This window comes from Mycobacterium sp. ENV421 (assembly GCF_002887815.1).
Taxonomy (GTDB): domain Bacteria; phylum Actinomycetota; class Actinomycetes; order Mycobacteriales; family Mycobacteriaceae; genus Mycobacterium.
The window spans coordinates 101494-127798 of record NZ_PDHO01000011.1; the positions used below are offsets into that span (position 1 = coordinate 101494).

The 26305-nt window shown below is 68.2% G+C and carries 21 protein-coding genes; 10 read left to right on the top strand and 11 right to left on the bottom strand.

The features are described from left to right. The first annotated feature begins 33 nt into the window (after positions 1-33). The gene (mmpL3, locus tag CRM90_RS15460) at positions 34-3111 is read left to right on the top strand and encodes a trehalose monomycolate exporter MmpL3 (protein WP_102807836.1); all 3078 of its coding nucleotides are present in this window, start codon (positions 34-36) and stop codon (positions 3109-3111) included. Here the strand turns inward: mmpL3 and CRM90_RS15465 are convergent, their stop codons facing one another. After that, entirely contained in the window at positions 3112-4266 is a 1155-nt protein-coding gene (locus CRM90_RS15465; RefSeq protein ID WP_083117491.1) for an AI-2E family transporter, read from the bottom strand. A gap of 373 nt (positions 4267-4639) precedes the next feature. Between CRM90_RS15465 and CRM90_RS31335 the strand changes: the two genes are divergently transcribed. The 3 genes from CRM90_RS31335 (at position 4640) to CRM90_RS15495 (ending at position 9492) form a co-directional block, all read left to right on the top strand. After that, positions 4640-7840 carry a cysteine peptidase family C39 domain-containing protein gene (locus tag CRM90_RS31335; RefSeq protein ID WP_158249022.1) on the top strand — a complete coding sequence of 1067 codons (3201 nt, stop codon included), beginning with the start codon at positions 4640-4642 and terminating at the stop codon, positions 7838-7840. Between the two features lie 69 nt (positions 7841-7909). Continuing rightward, positions 7910-9088 carry a lysylphosphatidylglycerol synthase transmembrane domain-containing protein gene (locus CRM90_RS15490; protein WP_102807840.1) on the top strand — a complete coding sequence of 393 codons (1179 nt, stop codon included), beginning with the start codon at positions 7910-7912 and terminating at the stop codon, positions 9086-9088. 26 nt (positions 9089-9114) lie between these two features. Then, positions 9115-9492: a DUF3054 domain-containing protein gene (locus CRM90_RS15495; protein WP_102807884.1), complete on the top strand. Its 378-nt coding sequence runs from the start codon at positions 9115-9117 to the stop codon at positions 9490-9492. On the opposite strand, the gene CRM90_RS15500 is transcribed toward CRM90_RS15495, so the two are convergent. The 4 genes from CRM90_RS15500 to CRM90_RS15515 form a co-directional block, all read right to left on the bottom strand. After that, positions 9489-10817: a HAMP domain-containing sensor histidine kinase gene (locus CRM90_RS15500; protein WP_102807841.1), complete on the bottom strand. Its 1329-nt coding sequence runs from the start codon at positions 10815-10817 to the stop codon at positions 9489-9491. The two genes, CRM90_RS15495 and CRM90_RS15500, sit on opposite strands and share 4 nt — an antisense overlap. A 7-nt stretch (positions 10818-10824) precedes the next feature. Next, on the bottom strand, positions 10825-11493 hold the full coding sequence (locus CRM90_RS15505) for a response regulator transcription factor (protein ID WP_170310646.1): 669 nt from the start codon (positions 11491-11493) through the stop codon (positions 10825-10827). Positions 11494-11550: 57 nt separating this feature from the next. Next, on the bottom strand, positions 11551-11922 hold the full coding sequence (locus tag CRM90_RS15510) for a heme-binding protein (protein ID WP_102807842.1): 372 nt from the start codon (positions 11920-11922) through the stop codon (positions 11551-11553). 167 nt (positions 11923-12089) lie between these two features. Continuing rightward, positions 12090-12638, bottom strand: a complete 549-nt coding sequence (locus CRM90_RS15515) for a hemophore (RefSeq protein WP_102807843.1) — start codon at positions 12636-12638, stop codon at positions 12090-12092. 276 nt (positions 12639-12914) lie between these two features. On the opposite strand from CRM90_RS15515, the gene CRM90_RS15520 reads away from it, so the two are divergent. Genes CRM90_RS15520 through CRM90_RS15530 form a run of 3 tightly spaced genes read left to right on the top strand, consistent with a single transcriptional unit; the run spans position 12915 to position 16769 of the window. Further along, positions 12915-15854, top strand: coding sequence for an MMPL family transporter (locus CRM90_RS15520; protein WP_102807844.1), 2940 nt, complete (start codon positions 12915-12917; stop codon positions 15852-15854). Continuing rightward, positions 15851-16345, top strand: coding sequence for a transcriptional regulator (locus tag CRM90_RS15525; RefSeq protein WP_102807845.1), 495 nt, complete (start codon positions 15851-15853; stop codon positions 16343-16345). Before CRM90_RS15520 ends, CRM90_RS15525 begins: the two co-directional genes overlap by 4 nt. A 4-nt stretch (positions 16346-16349) precedes the next feature. Further along, a complete protein-coding gene (locus tag CRM90_RS15530) occupies positions 16350-16769 on the top strand; it encodes a CoA-binding protein (RefSeq protein WP_102807846.1) in 420 nt (139 codons plus the stop codon). On the opposite strand, the gene CRM90_RS15535 is transcribed toward CRM90_RS15530, so the two are convergent. Together CRM90_RS15535 and CRM90_RS15540 are read right to left on the bottom strand one after the other, a co-directional pair. Then, positions 16756-17445 (bottom strand): hypothetical protein, encoded by a 690-nt coding sequence (locus CRM90_RS15535; protein ID WP_102807847.1) that lies wholly within the window; start codon positions 17443-17445, stop codon positions 16756-16758. The genes CRM90_RS15530 and CRM90_RS15535 overlap by 14 nt on opposite strands. Continuing rightward, positions 17442-18029, bottom strand: a complete 588-nt coding sequence (locus tag CRM90_RS15540; protein ID WP_102807848.1) for a hypothetical protein — start codon at positions 18027-18029, stop codon at positions 17442-17444. The genes CRM90_RS15535 and CRM90_RS15540 overlap by 4 nt, the downstream gene beginning before the upstream one ends. A gap of 70 nt (positions 18030-18099) precedes the next feature. On the opposite strand from CRM90_RS15540, the gene CRM90_RS15545 reads away from it, so the two are divergent. Both CRM90_RS15545 and CRM90_RS15550 read left to right on the top strand, forming a co-directional pair. Beyond that, on the top strand, positions 18100-20076 hold the full coding sequence (locus CRM90_RS15545; protein ID WP_102807849.1) for a M13 family metallopeptidase: 1977 nt from the start codon (positions 18100-18102) through the stop codon (positions 20074-20076). 4 nt (positions 20077-20080) lie between these two features. Next, complete coding sequence (locus tag CRM90_RS15550; protein ID WP_102807850.1) at positions 20081-20596, top strand: nitroreductase family protein; 516 nt, start codon at positions 20081-20083, stop codon at positions 20594-20596. 66 nt (positions 20597-20662) lie between these two features. Here the strand turns inward: CRM90_RS15550 and CRM90_RS15555 are convergent, their stop codons facing one another. After that, positions 20663-21019, bottom strand: a complete 357-nt coding sequence (locus CRM90_RS15555; protein ID WP_502693279.1) for an ArsR/SmtB family transcription factor — start codon at positions 21017-21019, stop codon at positions 20663-20665. 105 nt (positions 21020-21124) lie between these two features. Here CRM90_RS15555 and CRM90_RS15560 point away from each other — a divergent pair, with 105 nt between their 5' ends. Continuing rightward, positions 21125-22351 (top strand): MFS transporter, encoded by a 1227-nt coding sequence (locus CRM90_RS15560; protein WP_102807851.1) that lies wholly within the window; start codon positions 21125-21127, stop codon positions 22349-22351. Here the strand turns inward: CRM90_RS15560 and CRM90_RS15565 are convergent. The 3 genes from CRM90_RS15565 to CRM90_RS15575 form a co-directional block, all read right to left on the bottom strand. Then, positions 22317-23765, bottom strand: coding sequence for an alpha/beta hydrolase (locus CRM90_RS15565; RefSeq protein WP_233209346.1), 1449 nt, complete (start codon positions 23763-23765; stop codon positions 22317-22319). The two genes, CRM90_RS15560 and CRM90_RS15565, sit on opposite strands and share 35 nt — an antisense overlap. Positions 23766-23831: 66 nt before the next feature. Then, a complete protein-coding gene (locus CRM90_RS15570; RefSeq protein ID WP_102807853.1) occupies positions 23832-24902 on the bottom strand; it encodes a L,D-transpeptidase in 1071 nt (356 codons plus the stop codon). Positions 24903-25047: 145 nt separating this feature from the next. Beyond that, positions 25048-26283, bottom strand: coding sequence for an MFS transporter (locus tag CRM90_RS15575; protein WP_102807854.1), 1236 nt, complete (start codon positions 26281-26283; stop codon positions 25048-25050). Between the last annotated feature and the right edge of the window lie 22 nt (positions 26284-26305).

Below are 26305 nucleotides of genomic sequence, written 5' to 3' on the forward strand. Positions count from 1 at the left end.
CGCAGGTCGCAGAAGATTTGGTTAGGAGCTTAGGTGTTCGCCTGGTGGGGTCGAACTGTGTATCGATATCGATACATCGTGATCGCGGTCATGGTCGGGCTGTGCCTCGGTGGCGCCGTATACGGAGCCTCGTTGGGCAAGCACGTCACCCAGAGCGGTTTTTACGACAACGGCAGCGAGTCGGTGCGGGCCTCGACGCTCGCCGACGAGGTGTACGGCCGTGACCGCACCAGCCACGTGGTCGCCATCCTGACGCCGCCGGGCGACGAGAAGGTGACCGACAAGAACTGGCAGAAGACAGTCACCGATGAGCTCGACCAGGTGGTCAAGGACTATCCCGATCAGATCGTGGGCTGGGTCGGCTGGCTGAAAGCCCCCGACACCACCGACCCGACCGTCAATCAGATGAAGACGGCGGATCTCCGTCATACCTTCATCAGCATCCCGCTCAAGGGCGACGACGACGATACGATCCTGAAGAACTACCAGACCATCGAGCCGGCTCTCAAGAAGGTCAACGGCGGCACCATCCAACTCGCCGGCCTCAATCCGCTGGCCAGCGAGCTAACCGGGACCATCGGCACCGACCAGGCCCGCGCCGAAATCGCGATCGTCCCACTGGTGGCGGTGGTCCTGTTCTTCGTCTTCGGCGGCGCCGTCGCGGCCGCGTTGCCCGCCATCATCGGCGGCCTCACCATCGGCGGGGCGCTCGGCATCCTCCGGCTGACTGCCGAGTTCGGACCGGTGCACTTCTTCGCCCAGCCCGTCGTGACGATGATGGGCTTCGGCATAGCCATCGACTACGGATTGTTCGTCGTCAGCAGGTTCCGAGAGGAACTCGCCGAAGGTTACGACGTCGAAGCGGCGGTACGGCGGTCGGTGATGACGTCGGGCCGCACCGTCGCGTTCTCCTCGGTCATCATCGTGGCGTCCTCGCTACCGCTTCTGCTGATCCCACTTGGCTTCCTGAGGTCGATTACCTACGCGATCATCGCTTCGGTGCTGCTCGCGGCCTTCCTGTCGATCACGGTGCTGCCCGCGGTCCTGGGAATTCTGGGGGCCAACGTCGACGCCCTGGGGGTGCGGACTCTGCTCCGAGTGCCGTTCCTGGCCAACTGGCCGTTCTCGCGAAAGATCATCGACTGGTTCATCGAGAAAACCCAGAAGACCAAGACCCGCGAGGAGGTCGAAAAGGGATTCTGGGGCCGCCTGGTCAATGTGGTGATGAAGCGGCCGATCGCTTTTGCCGCTCCCATCGTGATCATCATGACGTTGCTCATCATCCCGATGGGGCAGCTGGCGTTGGGCGGGCTCAGCGAGAAATACCTGCCGCCGGACAACCCGGTGCGCAGCGCGCAGGAGCAGTTCGACAAAGAGTTCTCCAGTTTCCGTACCGAACCGCTGACCCTGGTCATCAAAACCAACAACGGCTCACCGGTCACCGAACAGCAGCTCGACGATCTGCGTGCCGAAGCGCAGACGGTGTCCGGCTTCGCCGGCAGCGACGACCCGTCGAAGATGTGGGAGGAGCGCTCGGCCCAGAACGGCGGATCAAAGGATCCGTCCGTACGGGTGATCCAGAACGGCCTGATCGACAGCAGTACCGCACCCCAGAAGATCGAGCAGTTGCGTGCGCTGACCCCACCCAGGGGCACCACGGTCCTGGTCGGCGGTACCCAGGCGCTGGCTCAGGACAGCATTTTGACGCTGTTCGACAAGCTGCCGCTGATGGTGCTGATCCTGGTGCTCACCACCACCGTCTTGATGTTCCTGGCGTTCGGCTCGGTGGTGCTTCCCATCAAGGCCGCATTGATGAGCGCATTGACGCTGGGCTCAACAATGGGCATTTTGACCTGGATGTTCGTCGAGGGCGGACACGGTTCAGGGCTGTTGAATTACACGCCACAGCCGTTGTTCGCCCCGATGATCGGTCTGATCATCGCGGTGATCTGGGGTCTGTCCACGGACTACGAGGTGTTCCTGGTGTCCCGGATGGTGGAGGCCCGTGAGCGCGGCCTGTCCACCGCGGAGGCCATCCGGATCGGCACGGCCACCACCGGCCGACTCATCACCGGTGCCGCGCTGGTACTCGCCGTGGTGGTCGCCGCGTTCGCGTTCTCCGACCTGGTGGTGATGAAGTATCTGGCCTTCGGTCTGTTGATCGCGTTGCTGCTGGACGCCACCGTCATCCGGATGTTCCTCGTCCCGGCCATCATGAAGCTGCTCGGCGACGACTGCTGGTGGGCACCACGCTGGATGAAGCGCCTGCAGGTGCGGATCGGCCTCGGGGAGACCCACCTGACCGACGAGCGCAAGCGGCCGATCGTGCGGGAACCAGATCCCGCCCTGGTGGGTGCCGGTGCGCCGGTATCGGCAGCCGAGGCCCGACGCCCGGCGCACGACCCGACCCATCCTGTCGAGGGTCGCGCGATGCCGCGTGTCGTCGGCCGCGCCGAGTACCGCAACCCGCCACCGCCGCAGGAAGCCCCGTCAGCCGCCGGAACCGCGCGGATGCCCGATCCGGTCGAAGCCCGCACCGAGATCACCGCCGGCGGGCAGGAGCGCAGCGACCGGGGAATCGCCGCCGGCGGGCAGGAGCGCAGCGACCGGGGAATCACCGAAGCACCGACCACGCGATTCTCGGTGGCCAAGAACGCCGTCAAGAACGCGGTGAACACCGCTGCCTCGGCGGCCAAGAGCACCCGCCCGGCCACGCCACCGGCGCCGGATCGGGAGATCGAGTCGTGGCTGGGTGAGCTGCGGGGTACCGGTGGGCAGGAGCGAAGCGACCGGGGAATGACCAAGCCGGGTGCCACCCCGCCGCAGCAGCCGTCGGCACAACCGACCCAAGCCATGTCAGGGCCGGAGGATGCCACCACCGCGATCCCCACTCAGCGCGACAAGAACGTCGCTGACGACGTCTCCCCCGCGATCAGCGCCGAGGAGACCCGTGCCATCCCGGTCAGCCGGCCCGAGCAGGGCGACTCCGAGGTGGCGACCGAGAAGCTGAACTCGCGCGGCAAGAAAGAGGGCGAGGATCGTCCACGTCGTGGCGGCGGGGCCGGCGGGGTCAGCGCGGCGGATCTGCTGCGCCGCGAAGGGCGCCTGTAGCTAGTCCCGCTCGCGCTTCGGCGGGACGACGTCGGGTTCGGCATTGAGGATGATGCCGTCGTCGTTCTCCTCGAGTTCGGCCGCCTCCTCGGCGGGGTCGTCCGCGACGAGAACCCGGATGGCGCTGTTGAGGAAGGCCACCAACGGCACCGACAGCAGCGCGCCGACGATGCCGGCCAGCACGGCGCCGGCGGAGATGGCGAGCACGATCGCCAGCGGATGGATCGACACCGCGCGACCCATCACCAGCGGTTGCAGGATGTGCGCCTCCAACTGCTGCACCGCGATGATCAGCCCCAGCGTGATCGCCGCGTAGACCACGCCTTTGGCGAGCAGCGCCACCACCACCGCGAGGAATCCGGTGACGACGGCACCCACCAGGGGAATGAACGCGCCGAGGAAGACCAGTGAGGCCAGTGGCAACGCCAGCGGGATGCCCATGATCGCCAGACCGGTGCCGATACCGACGGCATCCACCAATGCGACGAGCGCGGTGGCGCGCACGTAGCCGATCAGCGAGCCGAAGCCGGCCCGGCCTGCGTCCCGCACCCGTTCGCGGGCGTGCGACGGAATGATCTTGGTGACGAAGCTGTAGATGTTGCGGCCGCCGTGCAACAGGAAGATCAGGGTGAACAGCACCAGCAGTGCGCCGGTGACGAGTTCGGTGAGGGTGGCCGCCGTCGACAGCGCGCCGGTGGTCAGCTGCTCCTGGTTGTCGCGCAGCGCCTTGATCGCCGTGTTGCCTGCGTTGTCGATCTGTTCGCGACTCAGGTGCGCAGGGCCGTCGACGAGCCACCTGCGCAAGCCGTCGATACTGTAGGTGACCTGCTCCACCAGGCCCGGCAGGCCCGAAACGAATTGGCTGACAACGAAAGTCAGAATCCCGCCGAAGATGGCGAAGCCGCCGAGGAGGATCAGGGCCACCGCTCCGCCGCGGGGAGCTCCGCGACGGTCGAGCCAGTCCACGGCAGGCAGCAGCAGCGCCGCCAGCATGGTGGCCAGCGCCACCGGAACCACGATGACCTCGAGGCGGCTGACGACCCAGAGCAGGGCCACGATGGCCGCCCCGACGACCAGCAGGCGCCAGGACCACGCTGCGGTTTTACGGAGGAAGGGATCGACCGAGTCGTCGTCCGAAACGCGCGTGGCCGGCATGCGGCCAAGCGTAGTGGGAGATGGTCCGAATGCTTGCGGAACTCCGTCCGACGCGATTCTGCGGGCGTTCGCGAGCAAAGCACATTGGACACCGCAAGCTTGCGCTCACAACGAAAGTAAGCGTTGTTATGGACGGGGGTGTGAATTGCCTTTATGCTCCCCATTGCTACGTCGTACAGGTCCAGTTGCGACGGTTGGCTTCCAGTCGGTTCATACCCAAACGGGGGGTGGGTTCGTGGATTCTGTCGGCTCAAAATCAGGTCATCACGGCGTTGATCGCACGGAGTTGAAGGGTCGCCGCGGCGACCGAACCAACCGGATGCAATTGAACCGCGTTGACTTTGGCCTTGCGGCACTTGCTAATTCGCACGCGTTGACATGGCTTGGCGCGTCCGCGGTGGCCCTGGGTGTCGGCGCCGCGATCGCCTCGATGCCCGCGGTGGCCGCCGCCGACTCAACCGGCTCCGCCGGATCCAAGGGACCCTCGACATCGAGTAGCTCGTCGGCAGGCGGGTCGTCGAAATCCACCGGACATTCAGCGGCGCCGAAGAAAAATGTCCGACCCAAATCGTCGGACAACACGGTCTCGTCGATTCCGTCCGGCTCCGACCCGGCCAGCACGACAGCAACCTCGAGCAAGAAGTCGACGATCAGCACACGGCTGGCGAGCCCCGCCGCAGCGGCCGCGACTCCGCGGGCGTCCGCGCTTCCCACGCCGGAAGCCGCAGCCCAGACGATCATCAGCTTCTTCGTCGGCGACGGGACCGCGGCACACCCGAACGCCGGAATCCTCTCCGGCAACGGCTACACGTGGACCGCCGACACATGCGCATCGAACACCTCCTGCAAGGGCGGCAACAGCGGCGTCTTCGGCAACGGCGGCGACGGTTTCAACGGCGGAAACGGCGGCAGCGCGGGCTGGTTCGGCAACGGTGGGGCCGGTGGCGCCGGCCTGGTGAGCGTCAACGGCGGAAACGGCGGCAACGGCGGACACGGCGGGCTGATCACCGGTAACGGCGGCGCCGGTGGCGCGGGCGCGACGACAGCGACGGGTTCGACTGGCGGCCGGGGTGGCTCGGCCGGCCTGACGGGCAACGGCGGCGATGGCGGCGAAGGCGGGACGTCGACCGGTGACTACCAGGGCGGCACCGGTGGTCGTGGTGGCACAGGCGGCCTGTACGTCGGCAACGGTGGAAAGGGCGGCGCTGGCGGCAATGCCATCCTGAACGGCCAGACCGGCGGCACGGGCGGCAACGGCGGCGACACCGGGCTGGTCTCGTTCTGGGGCATCGCCGGCGACGGTGGCGAAGGCGGCGGCGCCAGTTCCGGTGACGGCGGTGCCGGCGGTAAGGCCACGTTCGGCGGTCGCGGCGGCAACGGCGGCAACGGTGGTCTGTTCTCGCTCTTCGCTTTTGGGGGTGACGGCGGGGCCGGTGGCGACAGCCCGGCGAAAGGCGTGACCGCCACCGACCACGGCGGTAACGGGGGCAACGGCGGACGCGGCGGCCTGTGGGCGGGCAGCGGCGGCGACGGTGGAACCGGCGGAGTCGGCGGCGGCGACGGTGGCAACGGCGGGAGCGTCGGCATGCTGTCGGTCTTCGGCGCGGGCGGTGACGGCGGTGCGGGTGGCCTCGGCCAGGCCGGCATCGTCGGAACCAACGGGGCTGATCCCGGCAAGAATCCGTCCTACTCGATCAACGGCGGCGACGGGGCACCCGGCGGTGCGGGCGGTTCCGGCGGTCGCGGCGGCAACGGCAGCTGGATCATCGGCACCGGCGGCCTCGGTGGCGACGGCGGCCAAGGCGGTGACGGCGGCCAAGGCGGCACCGGGTACACCCCGGACCAGGAGACCATCGACCCCGGACTGAACGGCGGCAACGGCGGTAACGGCGGAGCCGGCGGCCTCGGCGGAACAACCGGGGGTGCCGGCGGCACGGGGCGGGTGCTGTTCTTGCTCGCCTCCAACGGAACCGCCGGCGGCAGCGGCCAAGGCGGCAAGGGCGGCCAAGGCGGTGCCGGCGGGTACGGCCGTTCGATCAACGACGTGACCGGCGGATCCGGCGGTAACGGCGGCAACGGCGGAGCCGGGGCCGCGGGTGGCGCGGGTGCCGACGGTGGCGCGGGCGGCAACGGCGGCGCCGGCGGCGCCGGGGCATACGGCGGCGGCCAGGGTGGCTCCGGCGGTAGCGGCGGCGCCGGCGGTGACGGTGGCGAAGCGACCGACACTGCCGGGGCGGGCCGCGGCGGTGCGGGCGGTTCGGCCGGTGACGGCGCTGCCGGCGGCTATGCCGCGATCGATGCCGGTCCCGGCGCGGACGGCGGCAACGGCGGCAACGGCGGACAGGGCGGCGACGGCAGCGTCGGCGGCCTGGGCGGCGACGGCGGACAGGGCGGCGCCGGGGCCGGCACCCGGGGCGGTTCGGTCGGGGACGACGGAACACCGGGCGTACGCGGCGCCAACGGTTCGTCGACAGTCGCAGCGAGTGCGGTTGCGGCGAAGTCGGCCGCTGCTCAGCCGGCGGGCCCGGCGGCGTTCTTCGAGGAACTCAGCCGCCAGATCGCCTACGTCTTCTTCAACCGCGCGCCCAGCGTCATCGTCGAGGTCGGCGGCCAAGCCGGACCGACGAAGCAGATCCAGGTGACCGTCAAGGGCGAAAGCAACAACGGCTACGGCGTCAGCTACACCGTCAAGGTGGATCCGAAGTTCGGCAGCGTCGTCGCCGGCGACACGCCCGGGACGTTCATCTACACCGCGAACGACGCACTCATCCAGCCGGGAATCGTCGACCACTTCACGATCACGGTGAACAACGGCACGGCGGCGAAGCTGCCCGGCCTGGCCGGGATGGTGCAGGGCATGCTGCATTCCTTCGCGATCATGGTCGGTGCGGCCAAGCCCGACACCTTCGACGAGGAGATCGAAGTCACCGTCGACGGCACCAAGCAGTACGGCAACGCAACCACCGCCGCCGCCTACTGGGTGAACCAGAGCTACTCCAACTGCCAGCTGCAGGCGGCCGCGTCCGCGGTCCTGCAGGCGATCAAGCAGTTGCCGACGGCGGACACCGAGCAGACCTGGGTCGACTGGGCGAAGACCAATGATTCCGTGGTGACGCCGGGCGCGAAGATGTATCTGGACGCCAACATCGCGGAGGGTGTCGCAACCCAGGATGCCGTCGCGCTGATCAACAAGTACTTCAACGTCACCGCGACCTACCGTGAATACGACAAGACGCAGGAGGCCGGCGAGCAAGCGCTGCAGGATCTGGAAGCCGCACTGGCCGAAGGCAAATCAGCGATGGTGGCCTACCCGGTCTCGATCGTGTGGACAGCGGTCACCGACTTCAAGCCCGAGCCGAAGGACAGCTACTGGACCGCCGACCACGCCGCGGTGGTGACGCAGGTCGACCTGAAGAACGGTGTGGTGTACGTCAACGACAGCTCCATGCAGAACAACGGTGTGAGCGTCGGGCAGGCCAAAGCGCTGCCGATCGGCGTGTTCATGAGCGGGTGGCAGGCCGCCGGCTACGACTTGACGATCATCACTCCGAACGCACCGACCACCGTCGTCTAAGGCGGTAACCACCCCGACATCCCGCGGCGGACACCGTCGCGGGATGTCGGCGGCGTTACTCTGATCGGCGTGTCCTACGACGCGTCGGTGAACGCCGCCCGCGAGGATCACGGCCCCCCGGCGCGCGGGAAGTACTGGTGGGTCCGCTGGGCGCTGCTCGGCGTCGCGCTGATCGTTCTGGTCGTCGAGGCCACCCTGGTGTGGGATCAGCTGGCCAAGGCCTGGACAAGCCTGATCTCGGCGAACGGCTGGTGGGTGCTGGCGGCGGCCGCCGCGGCCATGCTGTCGATGCACAGCTTCGCCCAGATCCAGCGGACGCTGCTGCGGTCGGCCGGGGTGATCGTCCACCAGTGGCGCTCCGAAGCGGCGTTCTATGCGGGTAATGCGCTGAGCACCACGATGCCCGGTGGTCCCGTGCTCTCGGCGACGTTCGTCTATCGGCAGCAGCGGCTGTGGGGCGCCTCCCCCGTCGTCGCATCGTGGCAGTTGGTGATGTCGGGCGCGCTGCAGGTCGTTGGTCTGGCCCTGCTCGGTCTCGGTGGCGCATTTCTGTTGGGCGCCAAGAACAATCCTTTCTCGCTGCTGTTCACCCTCGGCGGGTTCATCGCCCTGCTGTTGCTCGCGCAGGCGGTGGCGACCCGTCCCGAACTCATCGACGGCATCGGCGTCAAGGTCCTCGGCTGGGTCAACTCGGTGCGCGGCAAGCCCACCGACACCGGCCTGCGCAAGTGGCGCGAAACGCTGAACCAACTGGAATCGGTCAGCTTGAGTCGCCGCACCCTCGGGGTGGCGTTCGGCTGGTCGTTCTTCAACTGGGTGTGCGACGTGGCGTGCCTGGCGTTCGCCGCCTACGCCACCGGCGGCAGGCCGTCGCTGGCCGGATTGACCGTCGCCTACGCCGCCGCACGCGCCGTCGGCTCGATCCCGTTGATGCCGGGCGGCCTGCTGGTCGTGGAGGCCGTGCTGGTACCCGGCCTGGTGTCCAGCGGGATGGCCCTGTCCGGTGCGATCTCGGCCATGCTGATCTATCGGCTGGTCAGCTGGATCTTCATCTCGGCGATCGGCTGGGTGGTGTTCTTCTTCCTGTTCCGCACCGAGGGTCCGCTGGACCCGGACGCGGTCGCCGACGAGATCGCCGCAGCCGAAGCCGAAAGCGGCAGCGCGACCGTCGACGATCCGGCCGACAGCGCGCTCCAGGGCCCGGTGCCGCCGCCGTGCCCGGACCCCGACGACGGCACGCCGCCCTGATTCGGGGCGTGTGCTTGAATCCGAACATGGCAGTTCGTAGCGACACCCGCCCGGCCCTGCTGGCGCTGGCCGGCGACATCGTCTGCGTCGTGGTGTTCTGCGCGATCGGGCGCCGCAGCCACGCCGAAGGCCTGACGCTCGCCGGAATCGCCGAGACGGCATGGCCGTTTCTGTCCGGCACCGTGGCCGGTTGGCTGATCTCCCGGGCCTGGCGCGCACCCACCGCGATCGCGCCGACCGGCGTGATCGTCTGGCTCTGCACCGTGGTGGTGGGAATGTTGTTGCGCAAGGCCAGCTCTCAAGGCGTTGCGGTGAGTTTCATCATCGTCGCGTCGGTAGTGACGGCGGTACTGCTGCTGGGCTGGCGCGGCGTCGCGGCCGTCGTCGCCAAACGCAGCGGTTAAGCCTGCGCCGCCGGGGCGACGGGTTCCGGAGCGGTCGAGACCGTCAACACGGCGCGCAACCCGCCGAGTGGGCCGTCGGAGAGTTCGATGTCGCCACCGTGCAGGGCGGCCTGCTGAGCCACCAGCGCCAAGCCCAGACCTGAACCGCCCGCGGTGGCGGTGCTGCCACGGGCGAAGCGGCCCAACACTTTTCGATGCTCTTCGGCCGGCAGGCCGCGACCGTTGTCGTCGACGGTGATGGCCAGCAGCGGGCCCTGGCGGCGGGCCCGCAGCACGATGCGGGTGGCCTCCCCGTGGGTGATCGCGTTGCGCACCAGGTTGTCCACGGCCAACCGCAGCCCGGCCGGCCAGCCCCACACCGTGCCGGCCTCGTCGGCCTCCACGATGATCTCCCCCACCCCGGACCGGATGTTCTCCCGCGCAACCCGATCGAGCATCTCGGCGACATCGATCGGCTCGCGGTCCTCGGCGCGGGCCAGCTGCCCGGACGCCAACTGCCCCAGCGCGGTGATGATCGCCTCCACCCGGCGCTGCGCGCGCGCCAGATCGGCGACCACCTCCTCACGCTCTTCGGGCGGCAGGTCGTGGATGCGCAGCGTGTCCAGGTCAGCGCGCATCGCGGTCAGCGGGGTCCGCAGTTCGTGGGCCGCGTTGGCAGCGAAATCCTGGGCCGCCTGAAGCGAATTCGTGGTCGCCGCCTGGGCATCCGCCAATCGGTTGAGCATCGCGATCATCGCCTCGGACAGGTCCTCGGCCTCGCGGGAACCGTGCACCGGATCAAGGCGATCGTGGCCGGTTCCCAACCGCCTGGTCTGCTCGGTGAGCTTCAGCAGCGGCCGGATCGCCGGCCCGGCCAGGATCCAGCCGAGCGCCAACGCCACCATCACCGCGAGACAGACGATCAACACGTAGAGCGGAATTCTGGCGCGGCTCAACAGGATGCTGTCGGCGCGGATACCGATCGAAACCAGGATCCCGCCGGACTGGTCGACGTTCACCGTCCGCACCCGATAGTCGAAGCCGTTGACGGTGACCGTCGCGGTCCCGGGCGGCAGCGGCGGCAACTGGAACCCGCGCTGGAACATCACCTGGCCGGTACGCCGGGATCGTCCCGTCGTCACCACCCGGCTGGGATCGCGCAGCTGTTCGGGATACATGCTGGCGTCGACGATCGAGTCGAGACGCTTGTCCAGTTGCGCCTCATCGTTGTTCGCCAGCACGATCGAGGTCAGCACCGCCAGCAGCGCGACCACGATCGCGGCGGCCACTGCGGCAGCCAGGGCGACCCGGCTGCGCAGGGACAGGCTCTGGCCCAGCGAACTCACGACCGGATCACGGCTCCGACCGGAGGACGTATCCGATGCCGCGCACTGTGTGGATCACCCGCGGCACACCCTCGCGTTCGAGTTTGCGGCGCAGATAACTGATGAACACGTCGGCGACGTTGGTGTCGACGTCGAAGTCGTAGCCCCACACCAACTCCAGGAGCCGCTGTCTGGACAGCACCACACCGGAGTTTTCGGCGAGCACCGCCAGCAGGTCGAATTCGCGTTTGGTCAGCTCGACCCGGTCGCCGTTGACGAACACCAGCCGCCGGGCGGTGTCGATGGTCAGCGGTCCGATCGTGACGGCGTCGGAGCCCTCGTGTGAATGCGACGCCCGCCGCAGCAGCGCATGCAATCGGGCCACCAGCTCGCCCAGATCGAACGGCTTGGTCAGATAGTCGTCGGCGCCGGCCTCCAGGCCGGCGATCCGGTCGTTGACGGTGTCGCGCGCCGACAGCACGCAGATCGGAATGTCGTTGCCCAGCGCACGCAGCGCGGTCACCACCGCCACACCGTCGAGCTCCGGCATCTGGACGTCGAGCACCAACGCGTCGTGATTCTCGTTCGCCAACAGCCGCAACGCTTCCTTGCCGGTCGCCGCGACCCGGACGTCGAACCCCGAGTGCCGCAATCCGCGGGCAACCGAAGTCCGGACATCCGGGTCGTCGTCGACCATCAGGACGGTGCGGCCAGCGCCTTCCTGGGCGGGCTGCTGTCCTACCCGCACCGCGGGTTAGGCGCCAGGAACGTCAGGAGCGCTACCGCAGCGGTTCTTCAGATCGACCAGCGGCTGACGAATGCCTTGCAGGTCGGCCTTCACCGAAGGGTTGTAGTCCAGGTACTGCTTCACCTCGGACCGGATGGTGTCGCGCGGCGCACCCTCCAGACCGGTGAAGAACGCGTTGACGTCCGGGTGCGTGAACAGGTAGGCCGACGTCGCCGCGGACACACCCGCGGCCACCCCGGCCAGGTCGGCGGCGGTGCAGTTCGGCGGCGGGTCGGCCAGCGCCGACGGGGCTGCGCCAATCAGCATCGCGCCGGCGACGGCGCCCGTGCCGATCGCTCCGACGACCGCGCGACGGGCCAGACGGGCATTAAGCAACATGCTCGGACTCCTTAGCGTTTGGGAGAAGCACTGTCAGTAACCGGTACTGACAGAAGAAAGCTAAGCAGAATTGCTGCAGACTTTCGCGCCTTGAGCTTAACCAATCGTAAGAATGTTCCGATGTGGCTGCTCAGGGCAGCTTCTGAGCGGGCGCCGAGCGCGCCGATTCAGCGAGTACCGATCGTGGCCGGGCCCGGCAGCGGGCCGTTGCCGAGCGCGGTCTGGCTGCCGGAGAGTTGTTGCGCCGGTGTCGTGGCCGTCAGCGCACCCGGCGCCGGTGCGGGCAGGCCGCCGGTCTGAGCCGACTGCAGCAGGCCGAGCACCTGCGGGAGGCTCACGGGCAGCTTGCACTGGGTGGACATACTCGTCAGCGGCTGCTGGATGGCCTGCAGGTCCTTGGCGGCCTGCGGGTTGGCGTCGAAATAACTCTTCAGCGCGACCACGGTCTGCGGACCGGCCTGCTGCTGGGAGATCGTCGTCAGCGCCTGATTGGTCTGCGGGTGCGCGTCCAGATAGGTCCCGGTGTTGGTGGCCACCGTGCCGATCGTTTTGGCGAGCTGGCTGGCCGCGCACGGGTCGGGGGCGGCGGCCGCCTCCGACATCGACACCGATGTCGACAGCGCCAGCAGGGCGGCACCGCCGGCGGCAGTGGCGGCCAGCACGGCACACACCCCGCGGCGCAGGCCCGCGGTCGCGGAGATGGTGGACGCAGACATGGGGACTCCTCGACTTCGCTGACGTTTGACTGACGTCACGCCGCGGCGCAGCGTCGCTACGACTCGGCACGGTCCCCGACCCCTGACGTGGTCGGTGGACATCCTGCCATCGGCAACGGCCGGGCCGCCACTCGTACGCAGGTAACGAGCGCCTGATCAGGAGGTCTCAATCCAGCTAAGACCGCCGGTCACGACAGGTCAGCGCACAGGCATCTGCGGTACGCTCGCAACCACGCAATCCGGGGAGAATGCGGGGAGACAGCCATCCAGCAGTTCATGATGCGCCTCAGCAGCAACCTGCGCAGATTCCGCTGGCTGGTGTTCACGTGCTGGTTGCTGGCATTGGTGCCGTCGGTATATCTGGCCCTCACCGAGTCCAATCACCTGACCGGTGGTGGCTTCGACGTGGCCGGCTCCCAGTCGCTGCATGTGCAGTATCAGCTCGAGGACCATTTCCCCGACCAGGGTGCCTCCCCTCTGGCCATGGTGGCCGCTCCTCGCGCCGACGCGAGCTACGCCGACATGAACACCGCCGTCGCGCAGTTGGAGGAGGCGGCCAAGCAGGTTCCCAGCGTCGTGGTGGTGCCCAACCAGGGTCAGCCCGCACCCGCCCCGGATCGGCCCTACGTGGTGTCGCTGCGGCTGGACTTCAACAACACCGGCGCGGTCGACGTCGCGCGGCAGCTGCGCCAGAAGATCGGGGTGACCGGCGATCAGCCGGGCCAGATCCAGAACGGCCGGGTCAAGCTCTATGTGATCGGTCAGGGCGCGCTCGGCGCCGCCGCCCAGACCAGCACCAAACACGACATCGCCGAGGCCGAGCGATGGAACCTGCCGATCGTTCTGATTGTGCTGCTCGCGGTGTTCGGCTCGCTGGCGGCTGCGGCGGTCCCGCTCCTGCTGGCGGTGTGCACCGTCGTGGTGACCATGGGTGTGGTCTATCTGCTGTCGACCGTGATGAGCATGTCGGTGTTCGTGACGTCGACGGTGTCGATGTTCGGCATCGCACTGGCCGTCGACTATTCACTGTTCATCCTGATGCGCTACCGCGAGGAACTGCGCGCGGGCCGAGACCCGCAGCAGGCCGCCGACGCCGCGATGGGCACCTCGGGGCTGGCGGTGTTGCTGTCCGGTCTGACCGTGATCGCCTCGCTGACCGGCATCTACCTGATCAACACACCGGTGCTGCGGTCGATGGCCACCGGCGCGATCCTGGCCGTGGCGGTCGCGGTGCTGACCTCCACGACATTGACCCCGGCGGTGCTGGCCACGTTCGGCAGGCCGGTGGCTCGACGTTCGCGGGCGCTGCAGTGGTCGCGCCGCGCCGAGGCCACCCAATCGCGGTTCTGGACCCGCTGGGTCGGCGAGGTGATGCGCCGGCCGTGGCTGTCGGCGCTGGGTGCGACGGCGGTGCTCCTGCTGATGGCGGCACCCGCGTTCTCGATGGTGCTCGGCAACAGCATGCAGCGCCAGTTCCCGGCCACCCATGAGGTCCGCGGCGGGGTGGCCGCGGCCGCCCAGGCACTCGGGCCCGGCGCGCTGGGCCCGGTACGGGTGCTGGTCACCTTCCCGGGCGGCGCGGCCTCCGACCCGAAGAACGCCGCCGCGCTGGACGCGATCAACACCGAGATCTCGAAGGCGCCCGACGTCGTCTCGGTGTCGACGCCGGTGTTCGCCGACAACAACAGCAGCGCACTGATCTCGGCGATCCTGTCGGTGGACCCCGAGGACCTCGCCGCCCGCAATTCGATCGACTGGATGCGCAGCCACCTCACCGCACTGCCCGCGGCGAAGGGCGCGCAGATCGACGTCGGCGGCCCGACCGCACTGATCAAGGACTTCGACGACCGGGTCGGGCACACCCAACCGCTGGTGTTCGTGTTCGTCGCGGCGATCGCGTTCGTGATGCTGCTGATCTCGGTGCGGTCGGTGTTCCTGGCCTTCAAGGGCGTGCTGATGACGGTGCTGTCCGTCGCCGCGGCCTACGGCAGCCTGGTGATGGTCTTCCAGTGGGGCTGGCTGGAGGGGCTGGGCTTCCATCGGATCACCTCGATCGACTCGACGATCCCGCCACTGGTGCTGGCGATGACGTTCGGCCTGTCGATGGACTACGAGATCTTCCTGCTGACCCGGATCCGGGAGCGCTACGTGCAGGTCGGTGACACCCGTGACGCCGTCGCCTACGGCGTGTCCACCAGTGCCCGCACGATCACCAGCGCCGCGCTGATCATGATCGCGGTGTTCATCGGGTTCGCGTTCGCCGGCATGCCGTTGGTCGCCGAGCTGGGGGTGGCGTGTGCGGTGGCCATCGCCGTCGACGCCACGATCGTCCGGCTGATCCTGGTGCCTGCCTTGATGGCGATGTTCGACCAGTGGAACTGGTGGCTGCCGGCGTGGCTGGCCCGGATCCTGCCGTCGGTCGACTTCGAGAAGCCGCTGCCCAAGGTCGACCTCGGCGACCTCGTCGTCATTCCCGACGACATCTCGTCGCTGGCGCCGCCCGCCGCCGATCTGAAGATGGTGGTCAAGGGCGCGGCCAAGCTGAAGACCTTGGCCCCGGACGCCGTCAGCGTGGCAGATCCGCTGGCGTTCACGGGATGCAGCGAGCTGGCAGGCAAGGTCAAGGGCAGCGACGACGCCCGCGCCCGCCCGGTCCGCCTCGGCCCGGGCGGTACGTCGACCGTCAAGCTGATCCGCGGTTACCGCAGCGCGCGGACGTCGACGCCGCGGCCGATCCATCCGGTCACGATGTGGCGGGGACGGCTGGCGATCGCTCTCGATGCGTTGGAGACCGGGGCCGCCGGCGACCGGCGCGGCGGCGTGGAGCGGCTCAGCCCGGTGGAGACCACCAACGTCCAGCTGTCGACGGGTGACCGGCTGCAGATCCCGACGTGTGCGGAGACGCTGCGCATGCAGGCGTTCCTGATCATGTGCCGCAACAGCCGGTCGGATTTCGCCGAGTTCGCCGACCTGGTCGGTGGGATGGATACCGAGACCGCCGCGGTGGTACTCGCAGGGATGGACCGGTATTACTGTTCTGGACAACCTAAGCGACAATGGGTGGCGACTCAGCTGGTCCGCCGGCTGGCCGACCCCGACCCGTCCGATGTCGGCGACGACGAGCGGTGGGCAGGGCCGGAGGGGGCCGCCGAATGGGAGCGGATCAGGCAGCGTTGCCTTGCGGTGGCGGTGGCGATCCTGGAGGAGGCGAGGTGACGGTGGCAGCGGAACGCGATGCCTTACCCGCAGCGGCCGCGCAATCATTCATCGACCCCCGTCCCGTCGAGTTCTGGCCCACGGCCTCGATCCGCGAGGCGCTCGAGAGCGGCGACATCACCGTCTGGCAGCGGATCGTGATGGCCATCAAGCGAGATCCCTACGGCCGGACCGCCCGCCAGGTCGAGGAAGTGCTCGAACACTCCCAGCCGTACGGCATCTCCAAAGCACTGGCCGAGGTGCTGCTGCGCGCCCGCAGCCACCTGGAGGCCAACGAGCGCGCCGAGGCCGCCCGGCACGTCCGGTTGCTGCTCGACCGGTCAGGCTTGGCCGAGCAGGAATTCGCCTCCCGGATCGGGGTGGCCCAATCGGATCTGGACTCCTACCTCGACGCCACGGTCAGTCCGCCTGCGTCGCTGATGATCCGGATGCGCAGGCTGTCGGACCGGTTCGCCAAGATGCGCGCCCAGCGCGCGTCCGGCGGAGATTGAGCCGGTGAATCCGAATTCGGCTGAGCTGGAAGCGATTCTGCGCGACACCCGCACGGTCGCGGTGGTGGGCGCCTCCGACAATCCGGCCCGGCCGAGCCACGAGGTGTATCAGTATCTGGCGCGGTTCAGCGATTTCGAGCTGTATCCGGTGAACCCGAACATCAGTGACATCGACGGCGCCCGAGTCTATCCGTCGCTGGCCGAGTTGCCCGTCGTGCCGGACATGGTCGACGTGTTCCGCCGCCACGACGATCTTCCCGGGGTACTGGCGGACACGCTCGCGCTGAGCCCGCAGCCGAAATGCCTGTGGCTGCAACAAGGTCTGTGGCATGACGAGGTGGCTGAGCAGGCGCGCGCCGCCGGGCTGCGCGTCGTGATGGATCGGTGTTTGAAGGTGGACTACGCCAGGCTCATCGGGCGTTGATCGGCGAGATGTCGAGCACCAGCCACCGGCCGTCCTGCTTGGCCAGGCTGACCCGCAACGCCAGTACCGCGGTACTGGGCTGCTGACCCGGCTGGCTTTGGGTGCCCCGCATCACCACCGCCACACTGGCTGCGGTGGGACCCAGCGCCTCCAGCCCGGCCGACATGGTCTGCGCCGTGGCGGAGATGTTCTTCTTGGCCAGATCCGAAGTGGACTTGCCGAATTCGTTCTTGAACGCATCGGCCCGGTCGGGCGCCATGAACGTCGCGGCCCGGTCGATCGACGACATCGGGTCGGCCGGTGTGAACGTCGCGGTGGCTTCGGACGCGGCGGTGGCGATGCGCACCACCTCGGCGGAATCGCGGGTGAAATCCCGGTCCGGGCGCGTCCACTGGGTGTAGCCGACGACGACGGTGGCGACCAGCGCCGTGGTGGCCAGCGCGACCACGGCCAGGCGTAGGCCGGGGCCGTCGTCGTCGGTACCGACGGTCACCGAATCCCGGCGGAACAGCACGATGTTGACGATCACGCCCTCGACGATGAGCAGGCACAGCATCGAGCTGACCGCCACCCACCAGAGCGGCCAGCCGAGCACGACACCGATCGCGAGCAGGGCCGCGATGGCGGCCAGTGGTGCCACGATGTCGAAGGCCAGGACGCGGGCCAGGTTCCTCATCGCAGCGACTCCAGCCGCGAGATCATCGGCTTGCCGTCCACATCGGAGACACCAAGCCGCAGGTTCCAGCGCACGGTCGTGGGTTTGTTGCCGGAGTTCTCGCTGACCGAGGTGGCGATCACCAGCACGGAGTCGGTGCGGGTGGCCAGCTCTGGCGGCAGGGCAGGCGCCTGCGGGGCCTGACCCGGCTTGGCGTTCAGGTCATGGTGCACCGCTTCGAAGGACACCGACTCGATCTGTCCGGTGGTGCGGGCCTGCAGGGTGCGGACCACCTCGCGGTAGGGCTTGATGGCGGCTTCGAAATCGGAGTTGAGCTGACCGGCGGTGCCGTCATGCAGTTTCGCCAGGCTGGCGTCGACGTTGTCGACGTTCATGTTGATCAGAACGCTGGTCCAGTTCGCGGCGGCCGACATCACCTTGGACTGATAGGCCCGCTCGTCGGCGGCGTCGTGGTGCCCGGACCAGATCAGTACGCCCAACACGACGGCCGCGACGGCCACCACACCGAGAACGGCGGAGGCGACGCCGTAGCCGGTGAAGGTCCGCTCGTCGGCACCGTCATCGGTCGGTTCGGCCTCAGGCATGAAGGCGAGGCTACCGGGCGGCCACCTGCGGGCCGGACGCCGAGGTCGGACCTCTGGTAAGGATGGTTGGGTGACGGTAGAAACGCTGCGCTCGGGTATCGACCTGTCCCATGTCGAAGCCCAGGTTCGCCCCCAAGACGATCTGTTCGGCCACGTCAACGGACGCTGGCTGACCGAGTACACCATCCCCGGTGACCGGGCCACCGACGGCGCGTTCCGGACCTTGTACGACCAGGCCGAGGAGCACGTGCGCGAGCTCATCACGCAGGCGAGCGGTTCGGCCGGCACCGATGCGCAGCGGATCGGCGACCTCTATGCCAGCTTCATGGACGCCGAGGCCGTCGAGCGCCGCGGGGTGCAGCCGCTGCTCGACGAGCTGGCGCACATCGATGCCGCGGCCGATCCGGCTGCGCTAGCCGCGGTGATCGGCTCGCTGCAGCGCACCGGTGTGGGCGGTGGAGTCGGGCTCTACATCGACACCGATTCCAAGAACTCGACGCGTTACCTGCTGCACGTCACGCAGTCGGGTCTCGGTCTGCCGGACGAGTCGTACTACCGCGACGAGCAGCACGCCTCCATCCTGGGCGCCTATCCGGCGCATATCGCCGCGATGTTCGCACTCGTCCTGGGCGGCACCGCCGAGGACCACACCGAGCGGGCCGCGCGGATCGTCGCACTGGAGACCAAACTGGCCGCCGCGCATTGGGATGTCGTCAAGCGCCGCGACGCGGACCTGACCTACAACCTGCGCAACTTCGCCGATCTGCCCGCCGAGGCGCCCGGCTTCGACTGGGCCGGCTGGATCGGCGCGCAGGGCACCACCCCGGACGTGGTGGCCGAACTGGTTGTGCGCCAACCTGATTACCTCACCGCGTTCGCCGAGCTGTGGTCGAGTCACGACTTCGCCGACTGGCAGGACTGGGCGCGCTGGCGACTGATCAACGCCAGGGCCGCCTACCTGACCGAGGCGGTGGTGGAGGCGAACTTCGACTTCTACGGTCGCACCCTGTCCGGCACCGAGCAGATCCGCGAACGCTGGAAGCGGGCGGTGTCGCTGGTGGAGAGCCTGATGGGCGACGCTGTCGGACGGCTCTACGTCGAGCGGCATTTCCCGCCGGATGCCAAGGCCCGTATGGACGTACTCGTGGACAACCTGCGCGAGGCCTACCGGGTCAGCATCAACGACCTGGAGTGGATGACGCCGGAAACCCGTCAGCGCGCACTCGCCAAACTGGACAAGTTCACCGCCAAGATCGGCTACCCGAAGAAGTGGCGCGACTACTCGACGCTGGTGATCGATCGAACTGATCTGTACGGCAATGTGATTCGTGGTGCCGAGGTGGCCCACGACCGGGAACTGGCCAAGCTCGGCGGCCCGGTCGACCGCGACGAGTGGTTCATGACCCCGCAGACGGTCAACGCCTACTACAACCCCGGCATGAACGAGATCGTGTTCCCCGCGGCGATTCTGCAGCCGCCGTTCTTCGATGCCGAGGCTGATGACGCGGCGAACTACGGCGGGATCGGCGCCGTGATCGGCCACGAGATCGGTCACGGATTCGACGATCAGGGCGCCAAGTACGACGGCGACGGCAATCTGGTCGACTGGTGGACTGACCAGGATCGCGCCGAGTTCGGTACGCGCACCAAAGCGCTCATCGAGCAGTACGAGACGTTCGTGCCGCGTGGGCTCCAGCCGTCTCAGCACGTCAATGGCGCGTTCACCGTCGGCGAGAACATCGGCGACCTGGGCGGGCTGTCGATCGCGCTGCTGGCCTACGAGCTGTCGCTGGACGGCAAGGAAGCCCCGGTGATCGACGGGCTGACCGGCCGGCAGCGGGTCTTCTTCGGCTGGGCGCAGGTCTGGCGTACGAAATCTCGTGAGGCCGAGGCGATTCGACGCCTGGCGACCGATCCGCACTCGCCGCCGGAGTTCCGCTGCAATGGTGTGATCCGCAATATGGACGCGTTCTACGAGGCGTTCGACGTCAGCGAGGACGACGAACTGTATTTGGAACCCGAACGGCGCGTCCGCATCTGGAGCTAACGCCATGGAAGCTTGGGATGCCATTTGCGCGCGGCGCAATGTGCGCACGTACACCTCGAACGCGATACCTGGCGACGACATCGACCGGATTCTGGAGGCCGGATGGCGCTCACCCTCGGCGCGCAACAACCAGCATTGGGATTTCGTGATCGTCACCGATGCGGCCACGCTGCAAGAACTCTCAACGGTCTGGGTCGGCGCCGGCCACATCGCGAAGGCCCGCGCCGCGATCGCACTGGTGATTCCCGAACCGCCTGACGAGCGGACGAAGCTCCTCGACCAGTACGACCTGGGCCAGGCCACCATGGCGATGGCGATCGCCGCGACCGACCTGGGTATCGGCACCGGACATTCGGCGATCGGCGAACAGGACAAGGCCCGATCGATCCTCGATGTCCCGCCGGGTTATCTGGTCGCCTATCTGCTGGGCCTCGGCTATCCCGAAGACCGTCCGCTCACACCGATTCGCAAGCCCAACCGTCGCCCGTTCGACGAGGTCGTCCACCGCGGCAGCTGGTAGGTCAGCGCCCAGACAGTCGCCCAGGCTGTAGTTATCGAGCGAAAGTTCGAGTAAGCAGCACGCTAACTACAGGCTCGGCAAGGGGTCGGCGGCGACCTCGCGGTTGGCGCCGTCGACCACCGAGGCCAGCAGCCCGGGTAGTACCGCGTCGACTTCGTCTGCGCGCAGCCGCTGATGGGTGAGGCCGCCCACGACCAATCGTTCGAGCAATCCGGCTTCGCGCAGGATCTTGAAGTGGTGGGTGGCGGTGGACTTGTTGATGCCGTCGTACAGGGCGCTGCACTGCAGGGGTGCGCCGGCGTTGCGCAGCCGCCGGACCATCTCCAGCCGGGCCGGATCTTGTAGCGCCGCGAGCACCTGGTGCAGCGGGCCGACCTGATGGACGGGATAGCTGTCGGCAGGGAATGCCTGCACCTCAACCACGGTTGTCTCCTGTGTTCGCCGTCACGGCCTGCGAAGTTTGATCAACATCAAACCTAGCGTACGCTCGAACGAGTTCGATGACCATCAAACTACTCCGGAGTTGTCATGGCCTGTGTGCAGGACACCCCGCCCGCTGACGTCACCGGCCAGCGCTGGGCGTACCCCCTGCTTCTGGTGCTCAGCGGCGTCGCGCTCGGCGTCTCCGGCCTGCCCGCGCCGCTGTACGGCATCTACGAATCGAACTGGCATCTCTCGCCGCTGGCCACCACCATCGTGTTCGCGGTGTACGCCTTCGCCGCCCTGGCGGCGGTGCTGGTGTCCGGCCGCATCTCGGACGTGGTCGGCCGCAAGCCGGTGCTCCTCGGCGCGCTGATCGCACTGATCGCCGGTCTGGGCATCTTCCTGATCGCCGACAGCATCGAGATGCTGCTACTGGCCCGCACCATCCATGGCGCCGCCGTCGGCTCGATCGTCGTCGCCTCCGCCGCGGCGCTGCTCGACCTACGGCCGCACCACGGGGTGCGCAGCGGCCAGCTCAGCGGGGTGAGTTTCAACATCGGCATGACGGTGGCGATCGTCGGCTCGTCGCTGCTGGCGCAGTACGTCGCGCATCCGCTGCGCACCCCCTACGCGGTTGTCGCGGTGGTGTGCGCGATCGTCGGCATCGGTGTGGTGGCGCTGCGGGAAACCCACGAAGGCCGCACCGGCGGCCGAATCCGGATCAGCAAACCGGCTGTGCCACAGGCGATCCGTGAGGACTTTTGGTTCGCGGCCCTGGGCGCGATGGCGTCCTGGTCGGTGCTCGGGGTGCTGCTGTCGCTGTATCCATCGCTGGCCGCGCAGCAGACCCACGTGCACAACCTGGTGTTCGGCGGCGGCGTGGTCGGGGTGACCGCGTTCTCCGCGGCGATGGCGCAGCTGCTGGCCACCCGACTTCCGGCCCGGCGCTCGGCGGTGATCGGCGACATCGGCATGGCGGTCGCGCTGCTGCTGACGATCCCGGTGCTGCTCACCCACCGCTGGCCCCTGGTGTTCGCCGCCGCGGCACTACTGGGTACGACCTTCGGACTCGGTTTCGGCGGCTCGCTGCGCCACCTGTCCGACGTGGTGCCCACGGACCGCCGCGGCGAAACGATGTCGGCGTTCTACCTGCTGGCCTACACCGCGATGGCACTGCCGACGATCGCCGCGGGCTGGGCTGCCACGAAATGGCCTCTGGCGCAGGTGTTCCCGTGGTTCGCGCTGATCGTGGCGTTGGCCTGCCTGGGTGCTGCGGCAGTCGGCTTCAGACATGACGTCAGGCCGGCGAGTCCGTCGCGCCCGGCGTCTTGATCTGAGCCGCCAGCCACGGCAGCGCATCGGAAAAGGCCCGCTCGGCGAACTGCCAGGTGTGGAAGCTGATGATGCGGTGCACTGAGCAGGAGATGCCGACGGTCTTCGCCGTCGCGCACAGATCGTCGGCCGCCCCGGCCTCATCGGAGTCCTTGAACTCGTCGTGCCCGCCGAAGCCGGTGGGTGCGTCGGATTGCGGTCGGTGCCCACCGCCCCCGCCGTACGGCGATGCGGTGTTGGTCGGCGTCACGGTGTCCTCGAACCAGCCTGCGACACCCTGATACGGGCCGTGCCGCATCATCACGGTCCGCGGGTCGAACTCGTCCCACTTGGCGGCGTCGCCGCCGTAGAGCCGGCTGATCGTCTGGTCCTTGGTCCCTGAGGTCGGGCCGTGGTCGCCCGCGATGTCCTCGAAGGTGCTGAAAAGATCCGGATGCATGACGGTCAGGTCGATCGCGCAGGTGCCGCCCATCGACCAGCCGACCACCGCCCAGTTGGCCGCCTGATCAGATGCGCCGAAATGCTGTGCCACATAGGGCCGGACGTCCTTGGTCAGATGGTCGGCGGCGTTGCCGCGGGGACCGTTGACGCATTCGGTGTCGTTGTTGAAGCTGCCACCGGAGTCGACGAACGCGAAGATGGGTGCTTGTCCGCCATGGGCTTTCGCGTAGCCGTCAATGACGGGCATCACGTTTCCGCTGCGCATCCAGTCGGCTGGGGTGTTGAACTCGCCGGCCACCATCATGATGACCGGCAACCGGGGTGGCGTCGCGCCGGCGAACCAGGCCGGCGGCAGGTAGACGTACTCACTGCGGTGCTTGAATCCACTTGCGTCTGACGGGATGTCGACCTCGACGAGCTTGCCTGTCGTCTGCACGGTGTTGCGCAGGCCGGGCAGTTCGGCGGCGTCGATCTGGTTGGGCAGCGGCCCGGCCGTCAGGGCGCCCCAGGCGGTTTGCACGCTCGGGTAGTACCCGACCCACTTGTTCAGCGCCAGCAGCGCCGCCACCAAGGTCAACGGAATCGCCAGGACGGCGACACCTCGTCGCCACCAGGAATTTCCGCGCCAGCCCAGTACCGCCACCGCGACCCCGGCCGCGAAAACCCCTATCCAGACCCACAAATAGAACGGTGCCGGATCTGAGGCCAGCCCCTCGGAGTTGACGTAGAGGCGCGCGACGAGCGCGCCGAGCAGGCCGACGACCACACAGACCGGCAGCCACAGCAGCCACCAGCGCCTGCTGGGCCGCCATCCGATCGCGACGATCAGCGCGACAGCGGCGACGATTTCGATGGTCAGCGGCAGCCAGCCGCCCAGCAGCGAAACTCCGTGCGCGTACTGGTGCAGATCAGGCGCGGGCAGCTGAGGCAGCGGTGCCGTCGGCGTCGGCGGCGGTGTCGGGGTGGGCGGCACGAACCCCATTGTGGAGTTCGTTTCTGTGCCTAAGCTTTGAGACCGGTTAGGCCAGTGGACGACTGGCTAGGACAGCTGCCACTGCCAGTCGTCGGCGCCGTCGGGGTTGTTGTAGGTGCCGACGGAGTTCTTGACCACGATCGGGTCGCCGCTGCCGAAGTTGTCGTAGAACCATTTGGCGTTGTCCGGAGACAGGTTGATGCAGCCGTGGCTGACATTGCGCTTGCCTTGATCGGCCACCGACCACGGCGCACTGTGCACGAACGCCCCACTGTTGTCGATACGCACCGCCCATTGGACTTTGAGCTTGTAGCCCTCGGGCGAGGTGTTCGGCACGCCGTAGGTGGCCGAGTCCATGATGATGTCGGGGAACTTCTCCAGCACGTAGTAGGTGCCGTTCTTGGTCTCGTGCTTGCCGTCCGGCTTGCCCATCGAGACCGGCATGGTCTTCTCCACCTTGCCATTTCGCGTGATCGTCATCTGGTGGGTCTTGTCGTCGACGGTGGCCACCAGGCTGTCGCCGACGCGGAAGCTGGACTTGGCGCCGCTGGCGTCGATGTTGACGACCGTGCCCTGCGGCCAGAAGTTGTACGGCCGCCACCGCACCTGGGTGTCGGTGGTCCAGTAGAACGCGCCGGGAACCGGTGGCACCGAGGAGATGTGGATGGCCTGCTCGGCCATCGGCCGGTTGGCGATCGGGCGGGCGAAGTTGATGATGATCGGTTTGGCGACGCCGACCATGGCGCCGTTCACCGGGTTGAATGACGGCGGCGCGAACACCGGATCCCCGGTGTAGGGCGTCGGGTTCTGGCCCTTCACCGGACCGGCGGCCGCGGCGGCGGCCTGCTGAGCGGCCACCGGATCGACCGGTGGCGGTGGCTGCGGAGCAAAGGGGTCGGGCGGCGGGACGGCCGGGTCGCCTGCGGGAGCGGACGGCGGGAACGCCGCCGGGTTGACCGCTGGCGGCGCGAACGGATCGGGCGCGGGCACCTGCGCGGGCGGCACGTCGGCGATCCCCGGATCGGCGGGCGCCTGGTCTGGATCGGCGAGCGCCGAACCGCTGCCGAGACTGATTCCGGCGGCCACTCCGACCACGCACAGCGTGGTGGCGATGGCCCCCTTCACCCGCAGCGTCATAACCAAAACTCCCTCGATACCGACTTTGACCCAGTCTGACATAACACGCTGGGTGCACTTCTGGAGTTCATTCGCCAGCGAACCCGGCCGCGAACTCCGTCACTGCCCTGAACTGTGCAGATCGTCGGGCGTGGGGTGACAAGCGTTACTTTTCGCTGGTAGCCGGGTGGTCCGCGAACAGCCCGCGGCTGACCACCACGCAAGCCAATGCGCCCAGCATCAGCACGCATGACGCGGTGAGCATCGCCGCGACTCCGGTCCGTTGGTAGAGCAGTCCGCCGGTCAGCGATCCGGCCATGATGCCGACCTGGAAGCACGCGACGTAGAGCCCGGAGGCACCGTCGGGATCCTGCGGCGAATGCCGCATCGCGGCGGTCTGCAACATCGGCGGCATCGCGTTGGCGGTCGCACCCCACAGCACGATCGCCGCCGCCCCGGCAGCTGCGACGGCGACGGTGTGCCACCTCAGGTGACCCAGCGCCGCCAGTGCCGCGAACGCCAGCGACGATGCGGCCAGACAACCCATCACCGCGGCCTTGGGCCGCCGGTCCCCCGGCCGGGCCAGCAACGCCATGCCGGTCAGGCCGGCCACCCCGTACGCCGCGAGCAGCCAGGCCTGCTGCGCCCCGTGCACGCCGACCACATCCCGGATGATCACCACGATGAACGTGTAGGAGATGAAATGTGCGGTGACACCCACCAGCGTCAGCACGCTCAGCATCAGCAGCGGGCGGTTGCGGTGGTGGATCACTCTGCGGGGCCGCGCACCGCCGGCCGTGTCGGTCAACGCCATCACCGGAAGTGCCAGCCGTGCCGCCACCAGGACGAGCACCGACGCCACGGCGATGACACCGACCGCGGGCCGCCAGCCCCACAGCTCGCTCATCGCAGCCGTCAGCGGGCTGCCGACCACCAGCGCCAGGCCGGTGCCGACGTACACCGCCATGGTGGCGCGGCCGGCGTGGCTCGGCGGCACCAGCCGCGCACCGATCGGCGCGATCACCGACCACATCAATCCGTGGGTCAGCGCGCACAGCACCCGGCCGACGGCCAACACGGTGAAGGTGGGCGCCAGCGCGGAGATCAGTTGCGAGATCGACAGGCAGGCCAGCGTCCACAGCAGCGTGCGCCGTCTCGGCCATGTCGCCGTCCAGCGCACCAGCGGCATCGTGGCCAGCGCGGCCACCAGGGCGTAGCTGGCCAGCAGGGTGCCCACCATCGCTTCGCTGACGTGTAGATCGCGCGCGATTGCGGACAGCGCACCGACCGGCATGATCTCGGCGGTGACGTAGATGAACGCCGCGGCGGCCAGCACGGCCAGCGCTGTGGCGACTCGCGGTGTCCACGGGCCGGTGCGCGACGGCGAGGAATCCAAGGTCAAGAGGGCCCACCCGTGCGGTCCG